The 22,723-nt window shown below is 66.4% G+C and carries 19 protein-coding genes, 2 tRNA genes and 1 pseudogene; 7 read left to right on the top strand and 15 right to left on the bottom strand.

All coding sequences use genetic code 11. The features are described 5' to 3' along the window. From AC1D1S_RS09375 to AC1D1S_RS09365, 3 genes and pseudogenes are all read right to left on the bottom strand, one after another. Positions 1-205: pseudogene (locus tag AC1D1S_RS09375) on the bottom strand (IS110 family RNA-guided transposase); the annotation flags it as partial. Positions 206-873: 668 nt separating this feature from the next. After that, complete coding sequence (locus AC1D1S_RS09370; protein WP_476945728.1) at positions 874-1,146, bottom strand: hypothetical protein; 273 nt, start codon at positions 1,144-1,146, stop codon at positions 874-876. A gap of 1,084 nt (positions 1,147-2,230) precedes the next feature. Continuing rightward, complete coding sequence (locus AC1D1S_RS09365) at positions 2,231-2,476, bottom strand: hypothetical protein (protein WP_243181121.1); 246 nt, start codon at positions 2,474-2,476, stop codon at positions 2,231-2,233. Positions 2,477-2,671: 195 nt separating this feature from the next. On the opposite strand from AC1D1S_RS09365, the gene AC1D1S_RS09360 reads away from it, so the two are divergent. Then, positions 2,672-3,229, top strand: coding sequence for a recombinase family protein (locus AC1D1S_RS09360; RefSeq protein WP_243181122.1), 558 nt, complete (start codon positions 2,672-2,674; stop codon positions 3,227-3,229). A 124-nt stretch (positions 3,230-3,353) separates the two neighbouring features. Here the strand turns inward: AC1D1S_RS09360 and AC1D1S_RS09355 are convergent, their stop codons facing one another. The 5 genes from AC1D1S_RS09355 to AC1D1S_RS09335 form a co-directional block, all read right to left on the bottom strand. Further along, entirely contained in the window at positions 3,354-4,466 is a 1,113-nt protein-coding gene (locus tag AC1D1S_RS09355; protein ID WP_476994288.1) for an LPO_1073/Vpar_1526 family protein, read from the bottom strand. 551 nt (positions 4,467-5,017) lie between these two features. After that, positions 5,018-5,091, bottom strand: a tRNA-Met gene (locus tag AC1D1S_RS09350). Between the two features lie 62 nt (positions 5,092-5,153). After that, a tRNA-Thr gene (locus AC1D1S_RS09345) sits at positions 5,154-5,225 on the bottom strand. 234 nt (positions 5,226-5,459) lie between these two features. Beyond that, positions 5,460-7,598, bottom strand: coding sequence for a DEAD/DEAH box helicase (locus AC1D1S_RS09340; protein WP_476943768.1), 2,139 nt, complete (start codon positions 7,596-7,598; stop codon positions 5,460-5,462). A 390-nt stretch (positions 7,599-7,988) separates the two neighbouring features. Further along, the gene (locus tag AC1D1S_RS09335) at positions 7,989-8,642 is read right to left on the bottom strand and encodes an MOSC domain-containing protein (RefSeq protein ID WP_243181126.1); all 654 of its coding nucleotides are present in this window, start codon (positions 8,640-8,642) and stop codon (positions 7,989-7,991) included. A 187-nt stretch (positions 8,643-8,829) separates the two neighbouring features. On the opposite strand from AC1D1S_RS09335, the gene AC1D1S_RS09330 reads away from it, so the two are divergent. From AC1D1S_RS09330 to AC1D1S_RS09310, 5 genes are all read left to right on the top strand, one after another. Beyond that, positions 8,830-9,426, top strand: a complete 597-nt coding sequence (locus AC1D1S_RS09330; RefSeq protein WP_476945727.1) for a Tat pathway signal protein — start codon at positions 8,830-8,832, stop codon at positions 9,424-9,426. A gap of 2 nt (positions 9,427-9,428) precedes the next feature. Beyond that, positions 9,429-10,640 carry a glutathionylspermidine synthase family protein gene (locus AC1D1S_RS09325; protein ID WP_243181128.1) on the top strand — a complete coding sequence of 404 codons (1,212 nt, stop codon included), beginning with the start codon at positions 9,429-9,431 and terminating at the stop codon, positions 10,638-10,640. Continuing rightward, positions 10,637-12,175, top strand: coding sequence for an APC family permease (locus AC1D1S_RS09320; protein ID WP_476994287.1), 1,539 nt, complete (start codon positions 10,637-10,639; stop codon positions 12,173-12,175). The genes AC1D1S_RS09325 and AC1D1S_RS09320 overlap by 4 nt, the downstream gene beginning before the upstream one ends. A 9-nt stretch (positions 12,176-12,184) precedes the next feature. Next, positions 12,185-13,393 (top strand): acyl-CoA dehydrogenase family protein, encoded by a 1,209-nt coding sequence (locus AC1D1S_RS09315; RefSeq protein ID WP_243181130.1) that lies wholly within the window; start codon positions 12,185-12,187, stop codon positions 13,391-13,393. Positions 13,394-13,685: 292 nt separating this feature from the next. Beyond that, positions 13,686-14,168, top strand: coding sequence for a hypothetical protein (locus tag AC1D1S_RS09310; protein ID WP_476994286.1), 483 nt, complete (start codon positions 13,686-13,688; stop codon positions 14,166-14,168). A gap of 90 nt (positions 14,169-14,258) precedes the next feature. On the opposite strand, the gene AC1D1S_RS09305 is transcribed toward AC1D1S_RS09310, so the two are convergent. The 6 genes from AC1D1S_RS09305 to AC1D1S_RS09280 form a co-directional block, all read right to left on the bottom strand. After that, entirely contained in the window at positions 14,259-15,020 is a 762-nt protein-coding gene (locus tag AC1D1S_RS09305; protein WP_476994285.1) for an SDR family oxidoreductase, read from the bottom strand. Between the two features lie 67 nt (positions 15,021-15,087). Continuing rightward, a complete protein-coding gene (locus tag AC1D1S_RS09300; RefSeq protein WP_476994284.1) occupies positions 15,088-16,233 on the bottom strand; it encodes a glycosyltransferase 87 family protein in 1,146 nt (381 codons plus the stop codon). Positions 16,234-16,554: 321 nt separating this feature from the next. Beyond that, positions 16,555-17,916, bottom strand: a complete 1,362-nt coding sequence (locus AC1D1S_RS09295) for an MFS transporter (protein ID WP_476994283.1) — start codon at positions 17,914-17,916, stop codon at positions 16,555-16,557. Then, the gene (locus AC1D1S_RS09290; RefSeq protein WP_476994282.1) at positions 17,913-18,434 is read right to left on the bottom strand and encodes a winged helix-turn-helix transcriptional regulator; all 522 of its coding nucleotides are present in this window, start codon (positions 18,432-18,434) and stop codon (positions 17,913-17,915) included. The genes AC1D1S_RS09295 and AC1D1S_RS09290 overlap by 4 nt, the downstream gene beginning before the upstream one ends. A gap of 95 nt (positions 18,435-18,529) precedes the next feature. Then, the gene (locus AC1D1S_RS09285; RefSeq protein ID WP_028276985.1) at positions 18,530-19,738 is read right to left on the bottom strand and encodes a cystathionine gamma-synthase; all 1,209 of its coding nucleotides are present in this window, start codon (positions 19,736-19,738) and stop codon (positions 18,530-18,532) included. A 17-nt stretch (positions 19,739-19,755) separates the two neighbouring features. Then, positions 19,756-21,141 carry a cystathionine beta-synthase gene (locus AC1D1S_RS09280; RefSeq protein WP_476994281.1) on the bottom strand — a complete coding sequence of 462 codons (1,386 nt, stop codon included), beginning with the start codon at positions 21,139-21,141 and terminating at the stop codon, positions 19,756-19,758. Between the two features lie 92 nt (positions 21,142-21,233). Between AC1D1S_RS09280 and AC1D1S_RS09275 the strand changes: the two genes are divergently transcribed. After that, on the top strand, positions 21,234-22,427 hold the full coding sequence (locus AC1D1S_RS09275) for an ArsB/NhaD family transporter (protein WP_476994280.1): 1,194 nt from the start codon (positions 21,234-21,236) through the stop codon (positions 22,425-22,427). A 34-nt stretch (positions 22,428-22,461) separates the two neighbouring features. Here AC1D1S_RS09275 and AC1D1S_RS09270 read toward each other — a convergent pair. Then, on the bottom strand, positions 22,462-22,723 hold a 262-nt coding region (locus AC1D1S_RS09270; RefSeq protein WP_476994279.1), incomplete at its 5' end, for a VOC family protein.

Here is a 22,723-nt window from a genome sequence, read left to right as displayed (position 1 = left end):
GCAGAAACCGGGCCAGCCCGAAACCCGTCGGGCCGGCCTCGTAGACGACCCGCACCGGGGCTGGAAGAGAGACGATCCAGGCAAGAATCTCGGCATAATCCGGAGTCATCCGGTGCGGAATGATCTCGCCGGTCTGCGCGTCCAGGGCGCATCCGGCGACRGAACGGGCATGGACATCCAGGCCGACGCTTGTACGCTCGAACATAGCTGGAACCTCCAATTTCAAATGTGGCTCTACCTGTCCGCCAAGTCTGGCAGGCAACCCACGTCCCGCTTTGAAAAGGAGGTTCCAGCCCGAAAAACCCGGCTACCTCATATCGTCTAGCGGCTCTATCAAAACGATCGTATTGGGTGCATCTGCCCGCCACGGAAGGTATACGTCTGCCCGTTGGCATGACTGACCTCCAGCCGTACGATGCGGCCATGAGGAAAAACGTCGGGAGAGCCGGAGTAATGGCCCTCATCCTGTTCACTTTGTCGTCGTGTGCGGCGCAACCGGCCTCCACCGGCGCCGTGCCAAGCGGTAGTGCCGCGCCTTGTCACGGCGCCTATGTTGCTGACGTTGACACGAGTGTTCCCGGAGAGCCAACCCCTGAAGCGGCCGCGGTGACGTGGGCTAAGTCGGTAAACGCGCCTTCCGGCGCTCCAACCGATGGATGGAAAGCAATCGATGAACGGACGGCGCGCAGTGGTGACTGGATTGCCGGTGTAAGCCGGACCATTCCTGGCGGCTGGGTAGTTTCTGGTCTCGGGTGCGGCATCACCCGGAGCTAACTTGAGTGGTCCCCTGTGACCGTCAGTTCGGGATTGGCGGTCAAATCGCAGCTCCAAATGGCGACTTTCCGGATCCGCGGGGGAATCTCCGTCGCTCGATCAGATACCGGATATTCGTGTCTGATTTGGAGCTTCAAGTGTTCCTGTTTCAATGCACTTCGGGAAGTTCGAGAGTGCGAAGTCCTTGAGCTTGCTGTCGACGATCAGTTCGGCGACGGCTGCCGGGGATGAGCCAGTGGCCCCGATGGCTTCGATTTCTTTCTTGACTGACTCTTGATGAACGGTGGCCTCGGCGGCCGCCTGGCCCGCGAATATCGTCAGGATGGCGATACCAATGAACGCGCTAAGACTTATCATTTTCTGGCGCTCCATGAGTGGCGACGAAGCAGGATGAAAACGAAGAACGACAGCGAGGTCAGCAAAGGGATTGCAGCAGCAGCCAGCGGGAAATACCGGACCTGGAATGACTTGACCACCGACCCGTCTCGCATTCCGAAGGCACATTCGACTCCCAACGGGGCGAAGCTATAGGCGCCCCCAGGGAACGACGGCGAGCCCTCGGGGCCGTGGATGAGCCCGGCCGGCAATAACTTCCTGTAGCAGAAGTTCGAAAACGTGGAATATCTGTGGGACATGAGAACTGAGTCGATTGTTCCGACAGCGAAGTACCAGAGGACAGACAGCAGCAGGAAGACCCACAAGAACACCGGTGTTTTTCGCACGATTGCCCCTAATGAGTAATGGCATCACTCTCTCACATAGCGTTGAATTGTCTCTGCATTTTTCCTTGTGCTGTTGAAAGGGCGCGCCATCCTGAGTGCCGACCGGCATCTGGGCCAGAACGGTCACCTCGACCAAGGCAGAGTTGTCTGCGGTGAGGTCTTGGACGGCCCGAACAATACCTAATAGCCCGGATCTGCGCAGCCAGCCGAGGCAAGCCGATCAACCCCGGCAAGCACGCCACGGAAGCGGACTAGCCTGATGGCGAACCGACGGCTGACTCCCCCAATCGCCTACAGAAGCTAAAGAAGTGGCGCAAGAGTTGAGTCGTGATCTGGTTCCCCGCCGTTTCGACCAAGGAGGTGGGTGCACGATCAATAGATATATTGCAAAAACGATGGAAAGACGAGGCGGAAGGATCCGGCTATTCCGCGCCGTTGCTCTTCCGCTTGCCGAGCCACTGCTCGCGGTACGCGTCGGTTTCCCTCTTTTGCTTCTGGCCCCGCTCTGCTGCCCAGGCGACAACGAAGTAGATCAGAACCATTCCTAGAGCGAACTGCCAATTAATGAGCACCCCGGCTAGGAGGCCAAGCAGGACACCGGCAGCGACTTTAATCAGCCATCGGGTTACCGTTCGTGGTCGGTCGCTATTGAACATGGCTCACGGTAACACCGACAGGTACGCACTGAACTGGCCGGTCGTTCGCAGAAACGATGGGCTTATGAGGAGAGCTGGTCATGCCTCTGGATGCCTAGGGTCTTTGCCTCGTTCGCGCCAGTAGTCGTCCCGTTGCTTCCGCACGAATCTGACAAGATACACCACCAGGGCCACTGTGAGGATGGCCTGAATGGCCACGACGATCCACTCCCACGGTGCGGTGCGCAGTGCCGGTATCCACGCGGGTATCAGGAAAACGGCGACCATCGCCACCATGGCGACCAGGGCGGGGAGGCCAATGTGTTGCCGTTGCGGGGTGTTCATGGCTCACCCTATCCATTCCGATTCTTAAAAACGATCGTTTGCTGAGTGCCAGCATGGCGGCCAGCCATGGGTGGCTGACCCTCGGAAATTAAAGGGAACTGCTTTATCATTACCCTTCTCATAAACTACTTCTTATAACAAGCTCAAGAGTTGAGTAACTGAGAATGGGGAATGGGAATGGCACTGGTTGGATATATGCGAGTCAGCACGGCAGATCAAAACACAGACGGGCAGCCCGATGCGCTGTTAGCGGCCGGGGTCAAAGCTGACCCCCGCCACCTGTTCCAAGACCACGGCGTCAGCGGGGCGAAGGCCGAGCGTCCAGGCCTCACCCAGTGTCTGGATTCCCTGCGGGAAGGCGACACGCTGGTAGTCGCCAAGCTGGACCGCTTGGGGCGGTCCCTCGGGAATCTCGTGCAGTTGTTCCAAGAACTGGCGGAACAGGGTGTGGGGGTTCGGGTGCTGGACAACCCCATGCTTAGCACGGACGGCAACAGTGCCCAAGCGAAGCTCATGCTGGGTATCTACGGGGCGTTCGCTGAATACGAACGTGACCTACTCCGCGAGCGCACGAACATCGGGCTTGCTGCGGCGCGTGCGCGCGGCCGCAACGGGGGGCGGCCGAAACTGCTGGACAGCGCGAAGGTCAACAGGGCGAAGCAGCTGCACGCCGCTGGGGTCATGAGCCCCCAGGAAATAGCGGACGCTGTGGGCGTCTCGGTTGCCACGCTCTACCGCTACCTCGCCAAGTGAATATTGAGTCGAAGAATGCCCCCGGGTTACCCCTGGGGCTTTCGTGTGACAAATTGCAGATCATGAGGGCCCCGGCAACTTGCGTCTCGCGTTACCGTGGCCTTTGGCTTGTGTGTCGCTTACATCAGCGGAGTAGGTATTCGTGCAAAGGTGGCACACCCGCCATGCTAATAAACCGAGCCGCGTTTGAGTATCCAACTGCCGTACCGGCCGAGGTTCTGATTGGCGGGTAGGGAATCTGGTTCCACCATGCCGCGCATGCGGCCAGTTCGGGACGAGCATCCACGGCTTCGACAAACCGAGGTACCACATCAGGATCGTGTTGATCTATCCCCGTGTCCGATATCGCAATTTCGACGGCCCGCTGTTGCTGTTTCGACGAGAGGGGAGGGCTTTCAATGTTTGCTTTAAGACTCTCTATGCGGGCGTATGGCAACCTGAGGTATCCCGGCTTGAGGTAGTGCGGCACTAGTTTGAACTCAACGCCGGCCTCGTCCAAGAACTTCTTCTCCACATTCAACGCTTGGTCTTCCGCCACACCTCTGCAGGTGTAGCCGGGGACCGCCGCCGCAAACTTCTCTTGAAAGTTCTTGAGCGTTTGTGAGCCCGTGCGTTCGATTCGAGCGAGGCCGAGTATGTCGATGTGATCCAACCACCCCTCCCCCATCGGGAGTATGTCGAAGCCGATTTTCCCAAGGCCCCGACTGTAGAAATCAAGTCCGGTCTCGATGTCCCCCTGTCCGGGCTGCAGGTCCCACAAGTAAAACAGAAGCGTAAGCCCTTGCAAGGCCGCATCATCAAGGCTGTCAACAACGTCGACCGCTCTCGCGATGCTGGCCCGAGCCCTACGGTCGCCGTCGCGAGTCCGCTCACCAAGTAGGTTGGCTAAGAGATCGTAGTCCGCCTCGCGTTCTGTTGACGCGGCCCCGATCTGTGCCCGCTTAAGAAGCACTTGGAACGCCGGGTCTTTGAGCGCGTCCAAGGTTCCCTCGTGCGCAAGCACGTCTAGTAACTTTTGGTCGAACAGTCCGATTCGGCTCTGTGCCACCACTTGACCCTCAGCTACATACGTCGCCGCCACTTCCTTGCGGATGGTGTCTAAGATGCGGTCACCCTCCTCCCGCAGCGCTACCTCCATTTCCTGTTTCGTCGGGCCCAGTTGAAAAGTTTGGTTGATGACGTCGCCGTGCACTTGAACCTGGGAGGATCCAGATCCCGCCTTCTGGCTCTGAGTCACTTGCCGCGTTCCTGGAGGTAGTCATGTCCAACTTGGTTCTGAGTGGCGTCATTTCCCGCCTTCTGGCTCTGCCGCACCAATTGCTTCTTCGTTGTGATTCTCCACGTGACCGCTGAACCGGCCCCACCCCCAACAAGCAGGCCGATCACGAGCATAACCAGCTCGGTACCGAGCCCATCGAAAAATCCATCCATAGTGTCCCCCCTAGTAAGCCGTTCCGAATAGAGTATCTCCACTGCACGGCCCTCACGGGCGGGCAAGCCACGACCGCAGCCTTGGAAGATACCGCCCACCCTGGGGCACTGGGCGTGTCTGAGTGCCCTTGGGATGCATGAGCGTGACGGCAAGTGCCCCACCAGTTCGGCAAACGGCCACAAAGCCTCGTGTGGGCTCCAGCCGCACGTCGCGATTGCGGACTGTATCCATTTTGTATCCACCATTCGGAGAAAAGGATGGATTTTGGGGGAACGGGAAGGATCAGGCCCTGATCGTCTCTAAGCGAGAAAACAGAAAGACCCCCGGAATCTCAATGATTCCGGGGGTCTTGTCTGTAGCGGTGGRGAGGCTCGATCTCCCGACCTCACGATTATGAGTCGTGCGCTCTAACCAACTGAGCTACACCGCCGTAAATGAGGAAAACCTGCGCTAAGCCGGTCAAAAACCGCCTTGACACAGGCCCTCATTCAGAGCCCCCCACCGGAATCGATCCGGTGACCTCGTTCTTACCAAGAACGCGCTCTACCACTGAGCTAGGGGGGCAACGAGTAAATACTCTACCGGAAGATTCGCCCACCAACAAATCGGCGGCCGTACGACGCCGGACCGGCCGGAAACAGCGGAAATCCGGGCTCCCGGGGCGGTCCTGGGGGCCCGAATCGGCTCCCGGGACCAATCGGCGGCCGCCGCTGTGACGAAGCGAACACGGGGCCGGAAGCTTAAACAAGAACGGACCGGCTCACAGGGAGCCGGCCCGTTCTCAGAGGGTGCTAGTGGTTACCACTTGTTGCGGGGCTTGAAGCCGCCTTCGGTGCGGGGTTTGCGGGTGTCCGCGCCGAAGGTGCGCTGCTCGGAACGCTCGCTGAACGAGCGGCCGCCACGGTCAGCGGAGGACCGCTCGCCGTCGCCCTTGCGGAATTCGCGCTTGAAGCCGCCGTTGCCCTTGAAGTTGCCGCTGCCGCCGGAGTAGCCGCCACGGTCTCCGCCGCGGTCGCCGCCACGGTTGCCCTGGTAGGAACCGCGGTCCCCGGCCGGCTTACGGCCGTTGTCGAGCTCCAGGTGGATCAGCTCGCCGCCGATCCGGGTGCGGGACAGCGCCTTGAGCTGATCGGCGCTCAGGTCCGCCGGGAGCTCCACGAGGGAGTGGTCCGAGCGGATGTCGATGCCGCCGATCTGGGCCGAGGAGATGCCGCCTTCGTTGGCAATGGCGCCAACGATGGAACCCGGCATGACGCGCTGGCGGCGTCCGACGGCGATCCGGTAGGTGGCGTTGCCCTCGGTCAGGGTGCGGGTCGGGCCGCGGGAGCCGAAGCCGTCCTTGGAGCGCTCGCGCTTCTGGAACTCGGGCGCTGCCGGCAGTTCCTTGACCAGCAGCGGCTGTCCGCCCTGGGCCATGACGGCCAGTGCGGCGGCGATTTCCGAGGCCGGCACGTTGTGCTCTTCCTCGTAGGAGGAGATCAGGTCGCGGAACGCTGCAACGTCCTCGGACGCGAGGGTCTCCGTGATGCGCTCGGCGAACTTGCCCAGGCGCAGCGTGTTGACGGTCTCGGCCGTGGGCAGGTGCATCTGCTCCACCGGCTGGCGGGTTGCCTTCTCGATGGAACGCAGCAGGTACTTCTCGCGCGGGGTCATGAACAGGATCGCGTCGCCGGAACGGCCTGCACGGCCGGTGCGGCCGATGCGGTGGACGTAGGACTCGGTGTCGTGCGGGATGTCGTAGTTGACCACATGGCTGACACGCTCGACGTCCAGGCCGCGGGCGGCGACGTCGGTGGCGACCAGGATGTCGATCTTGCCGTCGCGCAGGGCCTCGACCGTGCGCTCACGCTGCTGCTGCGGGATGTCGCCGTTGATGGCGGCAGCCTGGAAGCCGCGCGAGCGCAGCTTGTCGGCGAGGTCCTCGGTAGCCATCTTGGTGCGGACGAAGGCGATGACGCCCTCGAACTCTTCGACCTCGAGGATGCGGGTCAGCGCATCGAGCTTGTGCGGGCCCATGACCTGCAGGTAGCGCTGGCGGGTGTTGGCGCCCGTGGTGGTCTTGGACTTGACCTGCACCTCGGCCGGGTTGTTCAGGTACTGCTTGGAGAGCCGGCGGATCTGGCTCGGCATCGTGGCGGAGAACAGCGCAACCTGGCGGCCCGCGGGGGTCTGCTGGAAGATCTGCTCAACGTCTTCGGCGAAGCCCATGCGGAGCATCTCGTCGGCCTCATCCAGCACGAGGTACTGGAGTTCGGACAGGTCCAGGGAACCCTTGGCGATGTGGTCGATGACGCGGCCGGGGGTACCGACAACAACCTGGGCGCCGCGGCGCAGGCCGGCGAGCTGGGGGCCGTAGGCGGAGCCGCCGTACACCGGCAGGACGGTGAAGTCGTCGATGTGCTTGGCGTAGGAGGTGAAGGCCTCGGCAACCTGGAGCGCGAGCTCACGGGTGGGGGCCAGCACCAGGGCCTGGGTCTTGCGGGACGGGCCGTTGAGGTCGTGGAGCTCGGCCAGGCGGGACAGTGCCGGTACTGCGAATGCTGCAGTCTTACCGGTACCCGTCTGGGCCAGGCCCACGACGTCGCGGCCTTCGAGCAGCAGCGGGATGGTTGCTGCCTGGATCGGGGACGGCTTCTCGTAGCCGACGTCCTGCAGAGCGGCCAGGACACGGCCATCGATGCCGAGGTCTACGAACTTGACGCCTTCTTCTTCGGCGTCCTCGTCCTTGGCCGGGGCGGAAGTGGCCTCGGTCTTGGTCTCTGCCTGCGGGGCAGCTTCGGCAGCTTCGGCGGCCGGTGCTACAACGTTTGCAGGAGCCTCGGTGAATTCCGGGGCGGAGCCGGCTGCGGGGGCAGCCGTTTCAGAAGTCTCGACGTCGGCCTGGGTGTTCTCGGTGGCGAGTTCGGTGTCGACGGAGTTGTTCTGATTTTCGGGCATAGGTGAAATTTCCTCATCCATAGGGGCCAAGCGGCACAACCCGAGGTGAGCGGAGCCGCAGTACGCGTGACACGAATTGCCGGGCGTACGGTTGACCGGCGGGTCACATAGAAGTCCGGCGCTTTCGCAATCCCGTGGCAGGACTTCCCGCTGCATCTCTTGGCTGCTATCCCAGCAGTCTGTACAGCGTTTTCTTTTGCCGGCTCTCCCTATGAAAATGCCCGCATCACATTTGCGGGCCCCAACACTTGCCAGTCCTGCCTCAAGAATTGGGCAGGAATAAGGGATTTCCGGAGTGGGGGATATTTCAAGTGTAGGGCATGGAGCGGAACAGTGGTAATTGAGGGGCCGACGGCGGCTGGTGAGCTTGCGCACACCGGCTCCCCACGCCTAGACCCCGAGACGGCGCTGCAGCTGTTCGAACCTCTGGTGGTACTCGGGCTGCAGGCGGATCTGGCCGTCGGCGTCGGCGTCGCGCAGGGCCTCCATGTCCTCCAGGGTGGGATCGGTGAACCACTTGGCGATTGTCACGCCGTGGGCAGGGACAAAGAGCCGGTGGATGTGGTCTCCGGCCTCGATGCTGCCGGTCCGGACCACGCGGAGGTAGGTGCCCACCCTGCCGGCCTCGGTGAACCGCTGGACCCAGTGCGGCTCGCCCATCCGCCGCTGGAAGGTGGCGCAGGGGATGCGCGGGGAGGTGACTTCCACCTCGACGTCCAGTCCGACCTTCCACCGTTCGCCGATCACGGCGTTGGAGGCGTTGAGGCCCGTGATCCGCAGGTTTTCGCCGAAGATGCCCGCTGGCATGTCCCGGTCGAGTTCGCCGGCCCAGTAGTCGGCGTCGCCCTGCGAGTACGCGTAGAGTGCCTGGTCCTCGCCGCCGTGGTGGATCCTGCTCGCCTGGATATCACCGCGCAGGCCAAGTTTGTGGACTTTCACCGGTCCGTCCACGGGGCGCTTGTCGATCGCGGTGACCCCGACGCTGCCGGGATCATCGAGCAGCTGGTGAACCCTGCAGACAGCAAGCACGGATGCGGTTTCCATGGCACCAGTGTAGGCCTGCGGCGTGCCCGCGGCCCCGGACTCAGCGCCGGCACGCTTCCCACGCGCCCGCCGCAGACACGTCACGCCCTTTCCATCGCCCGGGATCCGGAGGCCGGTTAGGCTGGCGTCGGGAAAAGCACGCAAGCCTTCCGCGGGATACCCTGCGGCCAGACGTGAGGGGACAGATTTGGGCCGAAACGACGAGCACCCGGACAGTCCACGGCAGGACCGGAAGCAGCCTCCGTGGCAGATTCCACAGCCGGAGCTCCGGCCCGAGCTGCAGAACCAGCCCGGCCAGCCCGCGCCGCCGGGACTTCCGGCTGACGCGACTGCCCCCGCCGTGGTTGACCCCTTCGCTCTGGAACGCGAGCGCGGTCTGGCGGCCGCGGCGGCGCGGAAGAAGCGTTCGCAGCGCCGTACCGTCGTCGTCGGGCTGGGCGTCACGGCGCTCCTGGCCGGCACGATCACCGCCATGGTGGCCAGCAACGAGGACGAGGCCGACTACGCCCAGGTGTGCTTCAACGACGACACCGGCGAGCGAGTCGATGATGCCCAGTGCAACAACAGCAGCACGGACGGCCGCAGCTCCGGCATCTACGCCTGGTACTTCTACTCCCGCGGCGCCAGCGTGCCCGGGTTGGGCCAGAACCGGTCGGGCTACCCCAGCTACAGCAGGACAGTTCCCACCGGGGCCAAGGCGTCCACGGGGTACAGCGCCAAGGGCGGCACGGTCAGCAGGGGCGGCTTCGGCGGCAGCGCCAAGGGCGGAAGCACGGGAGGCTAGGGATGAAACGACTGGGATCCGCGCCGCGGCCGGACTGGAAACAGCGGATTGAAGCACAAGGCCTCGTCTTCTCCACCACGGCCCTGCCCGACGGCACGAACGTCGAGTACTGGCACGAAGGCGCCTACTACGAATTCACCATGGACGAAGTGGAGACCCTCGAAAAGGCCGCCGAGGACATGCACCGCATGTGCCTCGAGGCCGCGAAGTTCCTCGCCACCGGGGCCATGGGCAACATCGGGATCGGGCCGCAGGCCATGGAACTGGCGGCTGCATCGCTGCAGGCCGGCGATGTGGACGTCTACGGCCGCTTCGACTTCGTCTACGACGGCCGGGGCGGCCCGGCCAAGATGCTGGAGTACAACGCGGACACCCCTACCGGACTCATTGAGGCCGCCGTCGCCCAGTGGTTCTGGCTGCAGGACGTCCTTCCCGAAAAGGACCAGTGGAACGGCATCCATGAAGCGCTCATCCGACAGTGGAAGAGGCTGCAGTACCGCACCGGCATGAGCACCCTCCACGTCGCCCACTCCGAGGCGGAAGAATCCGGCGAGGACTGGATGACGGCGGCCTACATGCGGGACGTCGCGAGCCAGGCCGGCTGGACCACCATCGGCATCAACATGTCCGACATCGGATGGGATCCGGACCTCAACCGCTTCGTGGACCTCGACAACTTCATGATCAGCACCATGTTCAAGCTCTACCCCTGGGAACTGATGATGAAGGAGCCGTTCGGGCAGCGGCTGCTGCAGCGCGCCCACAATCCGCGCTGGGTGGAGCCGGCCTGGAAGATGCTCCTGTCCAACAAGGCCCTGCTCGCGGCGCTCTGGCACCTCTACCCGGACCACCCCAACCTGCTTCCGGCTTATCTTGACGGTCCCGGGCCGCTCACGGAGTGGGTGGCCAAGCCGCTGCACGGCCGGGAAGGGGACAACATCAGGATCCACGCCGCCGGCATCGATCTCGAACAACCCGGCGACTATGGCCGGGAAGGCTGGTGTTACCAGCAGTTCCATGCCCTTCCCGATTTCGACGGCAACCGCCCCGTGCTCGGCCTCTGGGTGGTCGACGGCGAATCGGTCGGCTGCGGCATCCGCGAGTCGGACGGGCCCATCACCGACTACTTCTGCCGCTTCGTGCCCAACACGATTGACGCGCCCGCCCCGGCCTCGAACCAGGCCCACTCCAGCAAGGCAGGTATTGCCCTATGAGCACCGGAACCACGACGACGACGACGGCCGGCGGCCCCGGGGGTCCCGCGGCAGTTCCGGCCAAGGGACTGCGCGCCGGGATCCTGGATCTCGGAGACTCCGTCATGTTGGGGCTGGCCTCCACCGCGCCGGTCTATTCGCTTGCGGCGACCCTGGGACTGATCGTGGCGGTGAACGGCAACTACACCCCGTTGATCCTGCTGCTGGGCTTCGTGCCCGTGCTCTTCATCGCATTCGCTTTCCGTGAGCTCAACAGCGCCATGCCGGACTGCGGGACCACCTTCATCTGGGCCCGCCGGGCGTTCGGTCCCTGGGCCGGCTGGCTGGGCGGGTGGGGCGTGGCCCTGGCCGGCGTCGTGGTCCTGGCCAACCTCGCCCAGGTCGCCGGGCAGTACCTGTGGCTGCTGATCGGCGACGGTTCGCTGGCCGGGAACAGCCTCGTGGTCACCGCCACCGGTGTGCTGTTCATCGTGTTCATGACCTTCGTGAACTACCGCGGCATCCGCCTCGGGGAACATGTCCAGCGGGTCCTGACCTACGTGCAGTACCTCTCGCTGGGCATCTTCGCGATGGCAATCATCTTCCGGATCGCGGGCGCGGTGCCCGGCGCGGCCCCTGGCCAAGCCTTCGACCTTGAGTGGTTCAACMCCGCCGGTGCGTTCGCCGATCCCGGCGCGGTGGTGCATGGAGCCCTGCTGGCCCTGTTCATCTACTGGGGCTGGGACACCTGCCTCGCGGTGAACGAGGAGACCGAAAACCCTGCCACCACGCCCGGCCGAGGCGCCGTCATTTCCGCGCTTGTCCTTGTGGCGATCTACGTCTCTGTGGCCCTGCTGGTGATGATGTATGCCACGGTGGGCACGGAAGGGATTGGGCTGGGCAACGAGGCCAACCAGAACGATGTCTTCCTGGCCATGAAGGACGTGGTGCTGGGCCCCTGGGGCTGGCTGATCGTCGTCGCCGTCCTGGCCTCGGTGCTGTCCTCGACCCAGACCACCATTCTTCCCACGGCCCGCGGCACCTTGTCCATGGGCGTGCACGGAGCCGTGCCGCGCAGGTTCGGCGAGGTCCACCCGCGCAACCAGACGCCGGGGTATTCCACCCAGGTCATGGGTGCCGCGGCCGTCGCCTATTACGTCCTGATGAGTTTCCTGAGCGAGAACTTGCTCGCCGACTCCATCAGTTCGATCAGTTTGTTCATCGCGTTCTACTACGCCCTGACCGGCTTCGCGTGCGTCTGGTACTTCCGTGCGACCCTGCGCAGCTCGGCGCGGAACTTCTGGTTCCGCGGCGTCATGCCCCTGCTCGGCGCCCTTATGCTGACTGCGGCATTCTTCGTCTCGGCGGTACAGATGTGGGATCCGGACTACGGCGATACGCAGATCTTCGGCGTCGGCGGGGCCTTCATCAGCGGCGTGCTGCTCCTGGGGCTGGGCGTGGCGCTGGCCGCCGTCTGCCGTTTCGCGCCGTCCACGCGGGGCTACTTCCTGCAGCACCACCCCGCCGCCGGCGCGCCCCTGCAGGTGCGGCCGTAGGATGCTGGCATGAGCAACGAAGCTGGCATGAACTATGAGGCCAACCTTTCCGACGTCTCCGATGTCCTGGCCATCGATTCCCTGCTGAGCGCGGAGGAGCGCACCGTGCGCGAGCGCGTCCGCGATTTCACGAACCAGCGGATCCGGCCGGGCATCGCCGGCTGGTACGAGGACGCCGTGTTCCCCCTCGAGCTCGCCCCGGAACTTGGCGAGCTCGGCGTGCTCGGCATGCACCTGGAGGGCTACGGCTGCCCCGGCCGCTCCGCCGTCGAATATGGCCTCGCGGCGATGGAACTCGAGGCCGGCGACTCGGGCGTCCGCACGTTCGTCTCCGTGCAGGGCTCCCTCGCCATGACGGCCATCCACAAGTGGGGCTCCGAGGACCAAAAGCAGGAGTGGCTTCCCCGGATGGCCGCCGGCGAACTGATCGGCGCGTTTGCCCTGACCGAGCCCACGGCCGGCTCGGACCCTGCCTCGATGAAGACTTTCGCCCGCCGCGACGGCTCCGGCGACGACGCGGGCTGGATCCTGGACGGCGCGAAACGCTGGATCGGGCTCGCCTCCGTGGCAGGCGTGCTGGTGGTGTGGGCCATGACCGACGACGGCGTGCGCGGCTTCCTCGTCCCTGCCGGCACCGCGGGCGTCACCGCGACGCCGATCGGGCAGAAGCTCTCGATGCGCGCCTCCATCCAGTGCGACATCACGTTCGACGCCGTCCGGCTGGGCCCGGAGGCGCTGCTGCCCGCGGCGCGCGGGCTGAGGGGTCCCTTCTCCTGCCTCAACGAGGCCAGGTACGGGATCGCGTGGGGAGCTATGGGCGCCGCGCGGGATTCCTATGAGGCCGCGCTGGCCTACTCGCAGGAGCGGCTGCAGTTCGGCAAGCCGCTGGCCGGGTACCAGCTGACGCAGGAGAAGCTGGTGAACATGGTCCTGGAGATCCAGAAGGGCACGCTCCTGGCCCTGCACCTGGGCCGGCTCAAGGACGCCGGCAGGCTGCGTCCGGAGCAGATCTCGCTCGGCAAGCTGAACAACGTGCGGGAGGCGCTCAGCATTGCCCGGGAGGCGCGCACGATTCTGGGCGGCAACGGCATCACGCTGGACCATTCCCCGCTGCGGCACGCCGCCAACTTGGAATCCGTCCGGACCTACGAGGGCACGGACGAGGTCCACACCCTGATCCTGGGCCAGCACATCACGGGTCTCCCCGCGTTCCGCTGAGAGCCGCGGGGTATTTCGCGGCAGTGCTTCCGTGTCCGCTCCTCACGCGATACGGATGAGGCCAGTGATGCAAGTGGTGACTGCTGGGTTTTCGGGTAGCCAACACTCGTGTTCTCCCGGGGGCGCATTCGTACAGTGGTGCCATCGCCACCGGAGCAGAGGCAGCCAAATAGCCCACGGCACTTCTTTTCTGGCCGGTCGAACCGATGTCGTCCCGCCCGTCCCAGACACAGGAGCTGAGCACCCTGCGTGCCCGACGGGCGGAACGGGCTGCCAAGTAAAGGGGGACATCATGAGTCTCAACGCAAAGCCAGCCGCGTGGACACTTCGTTTCTTTCCGGCACGTCACGCCACTGCCGGCGCGGGCGGCGACGGCCAGGACAGTTCCGCTTCCGACCAGGGACCCCACCGGCACCGGGCCCGCATCAGCGCGGCACTCGTCCTGGACCGCGACCGGCTTCAGGAGAGCATGGGGACGGTCCAATCGTGGAAGTTCCACGACTTCGTCAGCACATTCCAGCTCATGCTTCCCCACCGGGTCGAAAAGATTCACCAGGCCCTGGCCGGCGGGGACTGGGAGGGCGCGCGCCTGGCCGCCCAAAGCCTGTCCTGGTCCGCGTCCAAGGCCGGTGCGTGCCGGCTCGAACTCATCGCCGACCTCATCGATGCCGACCTCCAGTCCGGACGCAAGAGCCGGGCACGGGAGACGGCCTGCCTCCTCCAAGGCGCCGCCACCGAACTGGCAACAGCCCTCGCCCTGCTGACCGCCGGCTGAGCGCCGGCTCACCGGGTCCGGCCACCACCGGACGCTGCCCAAAGACCACACACGCTCCATGAATCAGAGTGTCACCGGGGTCCCGGCGGCTCAGGCGGAGAATCCGCCGTCGGCCTTGACCAGCTGCCCGGACATCCAGCGGCCCTCGGGCGAGAGCAGGAACGCGACGGTGCCGGCCACGTCCGCCGGTGTGCCCAGCCTGCCGCCGGGGTGCCGGCGCGCCAGTTCGTCACGGAGCGGCTCATCCATCCAGCCGGTATCCACCGGCCCTGGGTTCAGGACGTTGGCGCTGATCCCGAGCGGGCCGAGTTCGCGGGCGGCGGCGATCACGATCCGGTCCAGGGCGCCCTTTGATGCCCCGTAGGGCAGGTTGAAAGCGGTATGGTCGCTGGTCAGGGCCACGATGGCGCCGCCGTCGGAACCGGCCTGCCGGGCGAAAGCGGCAATCAACTGCCAGCTGGCCCGGGTGTTGACCGCAAAGTGCCTCTCGAAGCTCTCCAGGGACGTGTCCAGGATGGAGGAGTCCACGGATTCTGCGTGGCTGAGCACCAGGCCCTGCAGGGTTCCGGCCTCCGCCGCGGCGGCGGACATCAGCCGGTCCACGGCGTCCGGGTCCTGGAAATCCGCCGGCAGCGCCACAACGGCAGCGCCGATCGCCTGGAGCTCGGCGGTGAGGCGTTCGACGTCGTCCGGCTGGACTCCCCACGGCATCCGGGCGTCGTAGTCCTGCCAGTACGTCAGCACGAGGTCCCAGCCGTCCGCAGCGAGGCGGCGTGAGATGCCTGCGGCGATTCCGGCGAGCCGGCCGACCCCGGTGACAAGGGCCGTCTTTCGTCCGTCGGGTGAGCTCATGCCGAACAGCCTAGCGGGGGCGGCCGCCGCGGCGCCTAATGAGTGCGCGGCCTGCTACGAGCGGTGCCTACAAGGAGGCTGAGGCAGTGGAGACGGCGGCCCGGACGTCCCGCTCGGCAACCGGCTCGGGGGCAAGGTCCGGCTCCGGCCCCAGCGGATCCCGCCGCAGGGCAACGAGCCAGCACACCAGCAGGGCCAGGGCGCAGAAGACGCCGGCGCTGGAGGCCATGATCCAGACTCCGGGCGTCTGGATGTCGAGGTTTTCGGCGCCGAGGGCCGTACCGATGGTCTTGGGGGAGAACAGGAATACGAGGATCGACAGGCCCAGCACGCCGCCCATGGTCCAGCGCATCCCGACGTACCGGCGCGGAGCTTCCCGCAGGGTCCAGGCGAAAGCCGGAAAGACCGCCGCGACCCACACCCAGTGGTGGGACCACGAGACCGGGCTGATCAGCAGCATGGTGAGCGCGGTCGCCGATACGGCCACGACGCGGGCACCCTGATCGCTGGCGGCCTTGATCACTGCGGCGCCCACGGCCACAACCGCCAGGCTCAGCAGCAGCCACGGCATGGTGACGTGCGCTTCCGGGACCCCGAAGTGGAGCAGGGCGCCCTTAATGGACAGGTTGTCCACATAGCCTGCTCCCCCCATCCGGGAGGTGTCGGGCAGCATCTGGAGCCAGAACTGCAGGGATTCGGCGGGCCGGAGCAGCCAGCCGGCCGCCACGGTGGCGGTGAAGCCGGCGGCCATGTTGCCCAGTCCGCGCCAGTCCTTGCGGACCAGAAAGTAGAGCCCGAACACCAGGGGCGTCAGCTTGATGCCGGCGGCGACGCCCACCAGGAAGCCGCTGCCGGGGAAACCGCGGGCCCAGCGCCGGTTGCGGGCCAACAGGTCCACGGCGATCAGGCCCATCAGCAGGGCGTTGATTTGGCCGAACACCAGGGTCTCGCGCCAGGGACCCAGGTTCAGCACCGCCAGGACCAGGACGGYGGCGGCCCAGCCGTTGCCGGGTGCCCGGAAGGTGTCGCGCCAGGAGGTTTTCGCGTTCCAGTACCGGACCGTTCGGACCGCGGCCAGGATCGCCACCCCGGCGCCGGCGGCGTTGAACAGGGTCAGCGCCGCCGCCAGGGGCAGCCGGGCCAAGAGGCCGAAGACGATGGCGGCGAACGGCGGGTAGGTRAACWTCAGCKCCGGKCCGCCGGCCCAGTCCACGTTKCCSGCRTACAGGKCTGASGGYGCCGCGCCGGCGTCRTTGAGGATTTTSCCGCCGTACCAGTAGACGCTGAAGTCCAGGCCSTGYTTGCCCCAGRCKCCSAGSGASATCCAGATGAAGTAGGCCACCGCGGCGATGGCCGGGATGACGGAGAGCCGGAACAGGTGCGGGACGGGTGAATACCGCGCCGGGCTGCGGTCTGAAACGGGCACTGACATGTACTCCCCCATCGGGCTGCTGATGTAGGCGCTGGCCGTTTGGTCGGTTCCGTCCAGGGCGGCGCAAACGCGCCCTCGCTGTCGGGTCAGTCTACAGAACAGCTACGCCGGGACCGGGACGGACTCCGGCTTCCGGGCGTCCCTGCGGATGGTGGCGCTGATGACGGCGGCGATGGTGCACATGGCAGCGGCGGCGAACCAGGCGTAGGTGTACTGGCCGGTGGCGTCCCGGACCGCCCCGGCTGCCAGGGCCGCGGCGGCCGCGCCGAGCTGGTGGGCCGCGAACACCCAGCCGAACACGACGCTCCCGTCGGCACCGAACACCTGGCGGCAGATCGCGGCGGTCGGCGGCACCGTGGCGACCCAGTCCAGGCCGTAGATGACCACGAACACGATCATGCTGGGCTGGACGGTGGCGCTGAGCAGCAGCGGCAGGACCAGCAGCCCGATCCCGCGGAACTGGTAATACACGGCGAGCAGGATCCGGGGGTTGAAGCGGTCCGTGAGCCACCCGGAGGCGATGGTGCCGATGATGTCGAAGAGGCCGACGACGGCGAGCAGGCCCGCCGCGGTGGTTTCGGGCATGCCGTGGTCGTGGGCGGAGGGGATGAAGTGGGTGCCGATCAGCCCGTTGGTGGTCGCGCCGCAGATCGCGAAGCCGGCCACCAGGGCCCAGAAGGTACGCACTTTGCTGGCCCGTTTGAGGACCTGCAGGGCACGGACCGCGGCGTTCCGGCGGGACTCCTGCACTTCCTGCCCGGCGGCCGGTCCTGTCGGTTCGGGTCCGCTGGATTCCGTGCCGGCGTTCTGGCCGGGGGCCGGCGGCGTCGCCCCGTAGGGCAGCACGCCGACGTCGGCCGGTGAGTTCTTCAGGAACATCAGCACGAGCGGCACCACGGCCAGCGCGCCGGCACCGATCAGGAGCGAGGCCTGCCGCCAGCCCGGATCCTGGGCAAGGGCGGCGATGAAGGGCAGGAACACGAGCTGTCCGGCGGCGCTGCCGGCAGTGAGGATGCCGATGACCAGGCCGCGGCTCTTGGCGAACCASGTGTTGGCGATGGTSGCKGCGAAGACCAGSGCCATGGAYCCGGTGCCGAGCCCGATCAGCAGCCCCCACGTCAGCAGGATCTGCCAGGACTGGGTCACGAGGACCGTCAGTGCACTCCCGGCGCCGATCAGAACCAGGGCCACGGCCGTGACTGCGCGGATGCCGAAGCGTTCCATGAGCGCTGCCGCGAACGGCGCCGTGAGCCCGAAAAGCACGAGGTTGATGCTGACCGCGGCGGAGAGCACGGTGGTGGACCAGCCGAACTCGTTCTGCAGCGGCACCATCAGCACACCCGGGGCCGCCCGGAACCCGGCCGCGCCGACCAGCGCGAGGAAAGCCACAGCGGCGACGGTCCACGCCGGGTGGATGCGGCGGCGGACCGGCGCCGGGGTCACGGTGGTTTCGGGGGCATTCATGCGGCGGTTCCGTTCTGGACAGGGGTGCCGGTGCCGGCCGAGGCCAGCGGCACGGGGTCCGCGGTGCGGGAGAGGCTGTGCCAGCTCGTGTTGGCGGCCGTCAGCGGTTCCCCGCAAGCCGTGCACGTGTCAGCCGAGGAGGTCCTCTCCCCGCAGCCGCTGTGGATGACGAACATGTGTGCCTGCCCGGACGGCGCCGGGAGATGCTTTTCGGCCCAGATCACGACGGCGTTGAGCACGGGGAGGGCGTCTTCGCCCATGGCGGTGAGGACGTATTCCTGGCGGGTGCGGCCGCCGTCGTCGTAGGGCCTCCGAGCCAGGARCCCGGCGGCGACGAGCCCGGCGAGCCGCTTGGTGAGCACGGAATCGGCCGCTCCCAGCCGCTGTTTCATGGCATCGAAGCGGCCGTTGCCGAAGAACACCTCGCGCAGGACGAGCACGCTCCAAGGATCGCCCAGGATGTCGAGGCCGCGGGCCATGCTGCAGGTCCGTTGGGACCAGTCGGATCGAAGTGCCATGCGGCCACCCTAGCTGACTCTCTTAGAGAAAGCTAGGGTGGCCCGACGGAATGGCGCGGGCGCCGGGGTCGGCTGCAGGTGCAGCTACGGTGCAGCTAGCTGCCGGCGGCCAGGGAGGAAATCGCGGCGTCGAGGTCGGCGATCAGGTCCTCCACGTCCTCGATGCCGCACGAGAGCCGGATCAGGTTGACCGGGACCGCCAGTTCCGTGCCCTTGACCGAGGCGTGCGTCATTTCGGACGGGTAGTTCATGAGCGATTCGATCCCGCCCAGGGACTCCGCCAGGGTGAACACGGAGGTCGATTCGGCCACCTTGCGGGCCGCGGCCTCGCCTCCCTTGAACTGCACGGAGATCATGCCGCCGAACTTCTTCATCTGCTTTTTGGCCAGCTCGTGGCCGGGGTGGGTGGGCAGGCCCGGGTAGAGCACGGCCTCCACTTCGGGGCGCTCCAGCAGCCATTCGGCCACGGCCTGGGCATTGTCGCTGTGCCGGTCCATGCGCACCCCGAGGGTCTTGAGCCCGCGGGTGGTGAGGAAGGCGTCCATCGGCCCGGACACGGCGCCGACGGCAAACTGCACGAAGCCGATCTTCTCGGCGAGGTCCGGGTCGTTGACCACGATCGCGCCGCCGACGACGTCGGAGTGCCCGCCGATGTACTTGGTGGTGGAATGCACCACCACATCGGCGCCGAGGGCCAGCGGGGTCTGCAGGTACGGGGAGGCGAAGGTGTTGTCCACCACGAGGAGCGCGCCGGCGTCGTGCGCCACCTTGGCGAGCGCCTCGATGTCGGTGATCTTCATCATCGGGTTCGACGGCGTCTCCACCCACACCAGGCGGGTCTTGCCTCCACCGTCGGCCGTGCCGCCGGCGGCGACGGCGGCAGCGACGGCGTCGAGGTCGGACATGTCCACCGGGGTGTTGCCGATGCCCCACTCCCCCAGGACCCGGCTGATCAGCCGGTACGTGCCGCCGTAGGCGTCGTTGCCGAGCACAATGTGGTCACCGGGGCGGGTGAGGGCGCGGATCATCGAGTCCTCGGCGGCCAGGCCGGAGCCAAAGGAGAAAGCGGCGCTCCCGCCTTCCAGGGCCGCCAGCTGCTCCTGCAGCGAGTCACGGGTCGGGTTGGTGCCCCGGCCGTATTCGTAACCGGCCCGCAGCCCGCCGATGCCGTCCTGTGCATAGGTCGAGGAGAAGTGCACGGGGGGCACCACCGCCCCGGTGCGGGGCTCAAACGCCTGGCCGGCGTGGATGGCGCGGGTGTTGAAACCCTGGTTATTCGAGGACGGGTTTTCAGGCACAGACATGGGACTCCTTGAACTGGTCAGTTGCTGAGGTACGCGAGGAGGTCGTGGCGGGTCAGGATTCCCACCGGGGCGCCGACAAACGTCACCATGAGGGTGTCGGCGTCGGAGAGGAGTTCGCGGGCGGTCGAGATCGATTCGAGCGAGCCGATCACGGGAAGCCGGGCCTCCATGTGTTCGGAGATTTTGTCCGAGAGCTTGGCCTCGCCGCGGAAGAGCTTGGCCGTGAGGGTGCGTTCATCCACGGCGCCCAGCACCTCGCCCATGACGACGGGCGGTTCCTGGGACAGTACGGGGATGTGCGAGACGCCGTACTCGTTCATGATGTTGATGACGTCGCGGACGGACTCGTTCGGGTGGATGTGGACGAGGTCCGGGAGTTCACCGGTCTTGGCCTTGAGGATCTCGCCTACCGACGCCTCGTCCCCGCCGGCCAGGAAGCCGTAGGAGCGCATCCACTGTTCGTTGAAGATCTTGGCCAGGTAGCCGCGGCCGGAGTCCGGCAGGATGACCACGACGACGGCGTCGGCCGGGAGGTCCTTGGCGACTTCCATGGCGGCCACGACGGCCATGCCCGAGGAGCCGCCCACCAGCAGGCCTTCCTCGCGCGCCAGCCGGCGCGTCATCGCGAAGGAGTCGGCGTCGCTGACGGCAATGACGTCGTCCGGGACCGACTTGTCGTAGTTGGCCGGCCACATGTCCTCCCCGACGCCCTCGACAAAGTACGGGCGTCCCGTGCCGCCGGAGTACACCGAGCCGGCGGGATCCGCGCCGATGATCTTCACGACGCCGCCCTCGGCCCCGGGCCGCCCGGCGGAGACTTCCTTGAGGTACCGGCCGGTGCCGGTGATCGTGCCGCCAGTCCCGGCGCCGATCACGCAGTGGGTGATGCGTCCGTCGGTGTCGTGCCAGATCTCAGGGCCCGTGGTCTCATAGTGGCTGGCCGGGGCGGCGGGGTTGGAGAACTGGTCCGGCTTGTAGGCGCCGGGGATTTCGGTGACGAGCCGGTCGGAGACGCCGTAGTAGCTTTGCGGGCTGTCCGGCGGGACGGCGGTGGGCGTGACCACCACTTCCGCGCCGTAGGCCTGGAGCACGGCCCGCTTGTCCTCGCCGAMCTTGTCCGGCACGACGAAGATGCAGCGGTAGCCCTTCTGCTGCGCCACGAGCGCCAAACCGACGCCGGTGTTGCCCGAGGTGGGCTCCACGATCGTGCCGCCGGGCAGGAGCTGGCCCGTTCGTTCGGCCTCCTCGATCATCTTGACCGCAATGCGGTCCTTGATCGAACCGCCGGGGTTCAGGTATTCGAGCTTCACCAGGACCGTGGCTGCGATGCCATCGGTCACGTGGTTGAGTTTGACGAGCGGCGTATGGCCAATGAGGTCCAGGACGGACGGGGCGTACTTCATAGGTACAAAGTTACCGTCTCCGGCGCGGCGGGCACGTCGGCGCGGCCACGGCGCTGCCACGGCACTGCCACTGCTCTGAAAGGTGCGAGGATATGGCGGTGAAGAGGATCGCCCGGCTGAAGAAGTTCAGGAGCTACGCGCTGCCCGCGGGCATGCTGCTGGCCGGGTGCGCGGCGCTGGCGTCCGGACTGCTGCCGGTCCCCGCCTTCCAGGCGCTGGCAGCACGCACCGTGCCGATACTGGCGTTTGTGGTGGCGATGTCCCTCGTCACCGAGCTGGTGGATGAGGCCGGGCTCTTCCGCGTCGTCACGGAGCGGCTGGCCGCCCTGGGCCGCGGCCGGGTCCTCTTGCTGTGGTTCCTCGCCATCGCCCTCGCCACCGTTTCCACGGTGTTCCTGTCCCTGGATACGACGGCGGTGCTGGTGACTCCCGTCGTCGTGCTGCTGGCCATTCACGCCCGCATTCCGCCGCTCCCGTTCGCGCTGACCACCGTGTGGCTGGCGAATACGGCCTCGCTGCTGCTGCCGGTCTCCAACCTGACCAACCTGCTCGCGCAGGAGCGGCTCAACCTCAGCCCCGCCGCGTTCGCTTCGCTCGTGTGGGCCCCGGCCCTGGTGGGCATCCTCGTGCCGCTGGTGCTCCTGTGGCTGGCGTTCCGGAAGGACCTGCGCGGCACGTACGGCCCCCAGCCCGTCCATAAGGTCCGGGACCGGGTCCTGCTCTACTCGGCGTCGGGGGTCATGGTGGTCCTCCTCCCGGCGCTTGTCTCCGGGGTTCCGGTGCAGATCCCGGCACTCGCGGCGGCTGCGGCGCTGCTCCTGCTCTTCCTCTGGCGGCGGCGCTCCGTCCTGCGCTGGTCCATGATTCCCTGGCGCCCGCTGATGCTCACGTCCGGACTGTTCATGGTGGTGGAGACCATGCACGCCAACGGGCTCACCCAGTTCCTGACCGGGATCGCCGGCACGGGCGAGGGCCTACCGTCGCTCCTGCAGCTCGCCGGCCTGGGCGCCGGGGCAGCCAACGCGGTCAACAACCTCCCCGCCTATCTGGCCCTGGAACCGGTGGGCGGCTCCCCGGCCCGGCTGGCGGCCCTGCTGATCGGCGTGAACCTGGGGCCTCTGGTGACCCCCTGGGCGTCCCTGGCCACGCTGCTGTGGCACGAGCGGCTCCGCTCCCTGAACGTGGAGATCCGCTGGGGAGGCTTCGCCCTCGCCGGCGTGGCCGCCGTCGTCCTCACCGTCCCGTTGGCGGTCGTGGCGCTGTGGCTCACCACCGGGATGCAGTGAGGTGGATGCACTGCGGGCCGGCGTGCCCGGCGCGTCAGGCGCCGATGTCATTCCCGGCGTTCGCTGCCCCGGCGCCGCCCTCACGCGGGGCGTTCTGCCAGAGGCCGACCACATTGCCCTCAGTGTCCCGGAAGTAGGCGGCCCAGCCCATGGTGCCGATTGCCTCGCGCGGTAAGACGGTGCTGCCGCCCAGGGCATTGATCTTCGCCAACGCCGCGTCGATGTCATCGACATCCACAGTGACCACCGGGGATGTGAGGTCGCCTTCGCGGCGGAACATGCCGCCGTTGATGGAG

Source organism: Arthrobacter sp. P1_A5, from assembly GCF_056406825.1.
This window is presented reverse-complemented; position numbering and strand designations above follow the sequence as displayed.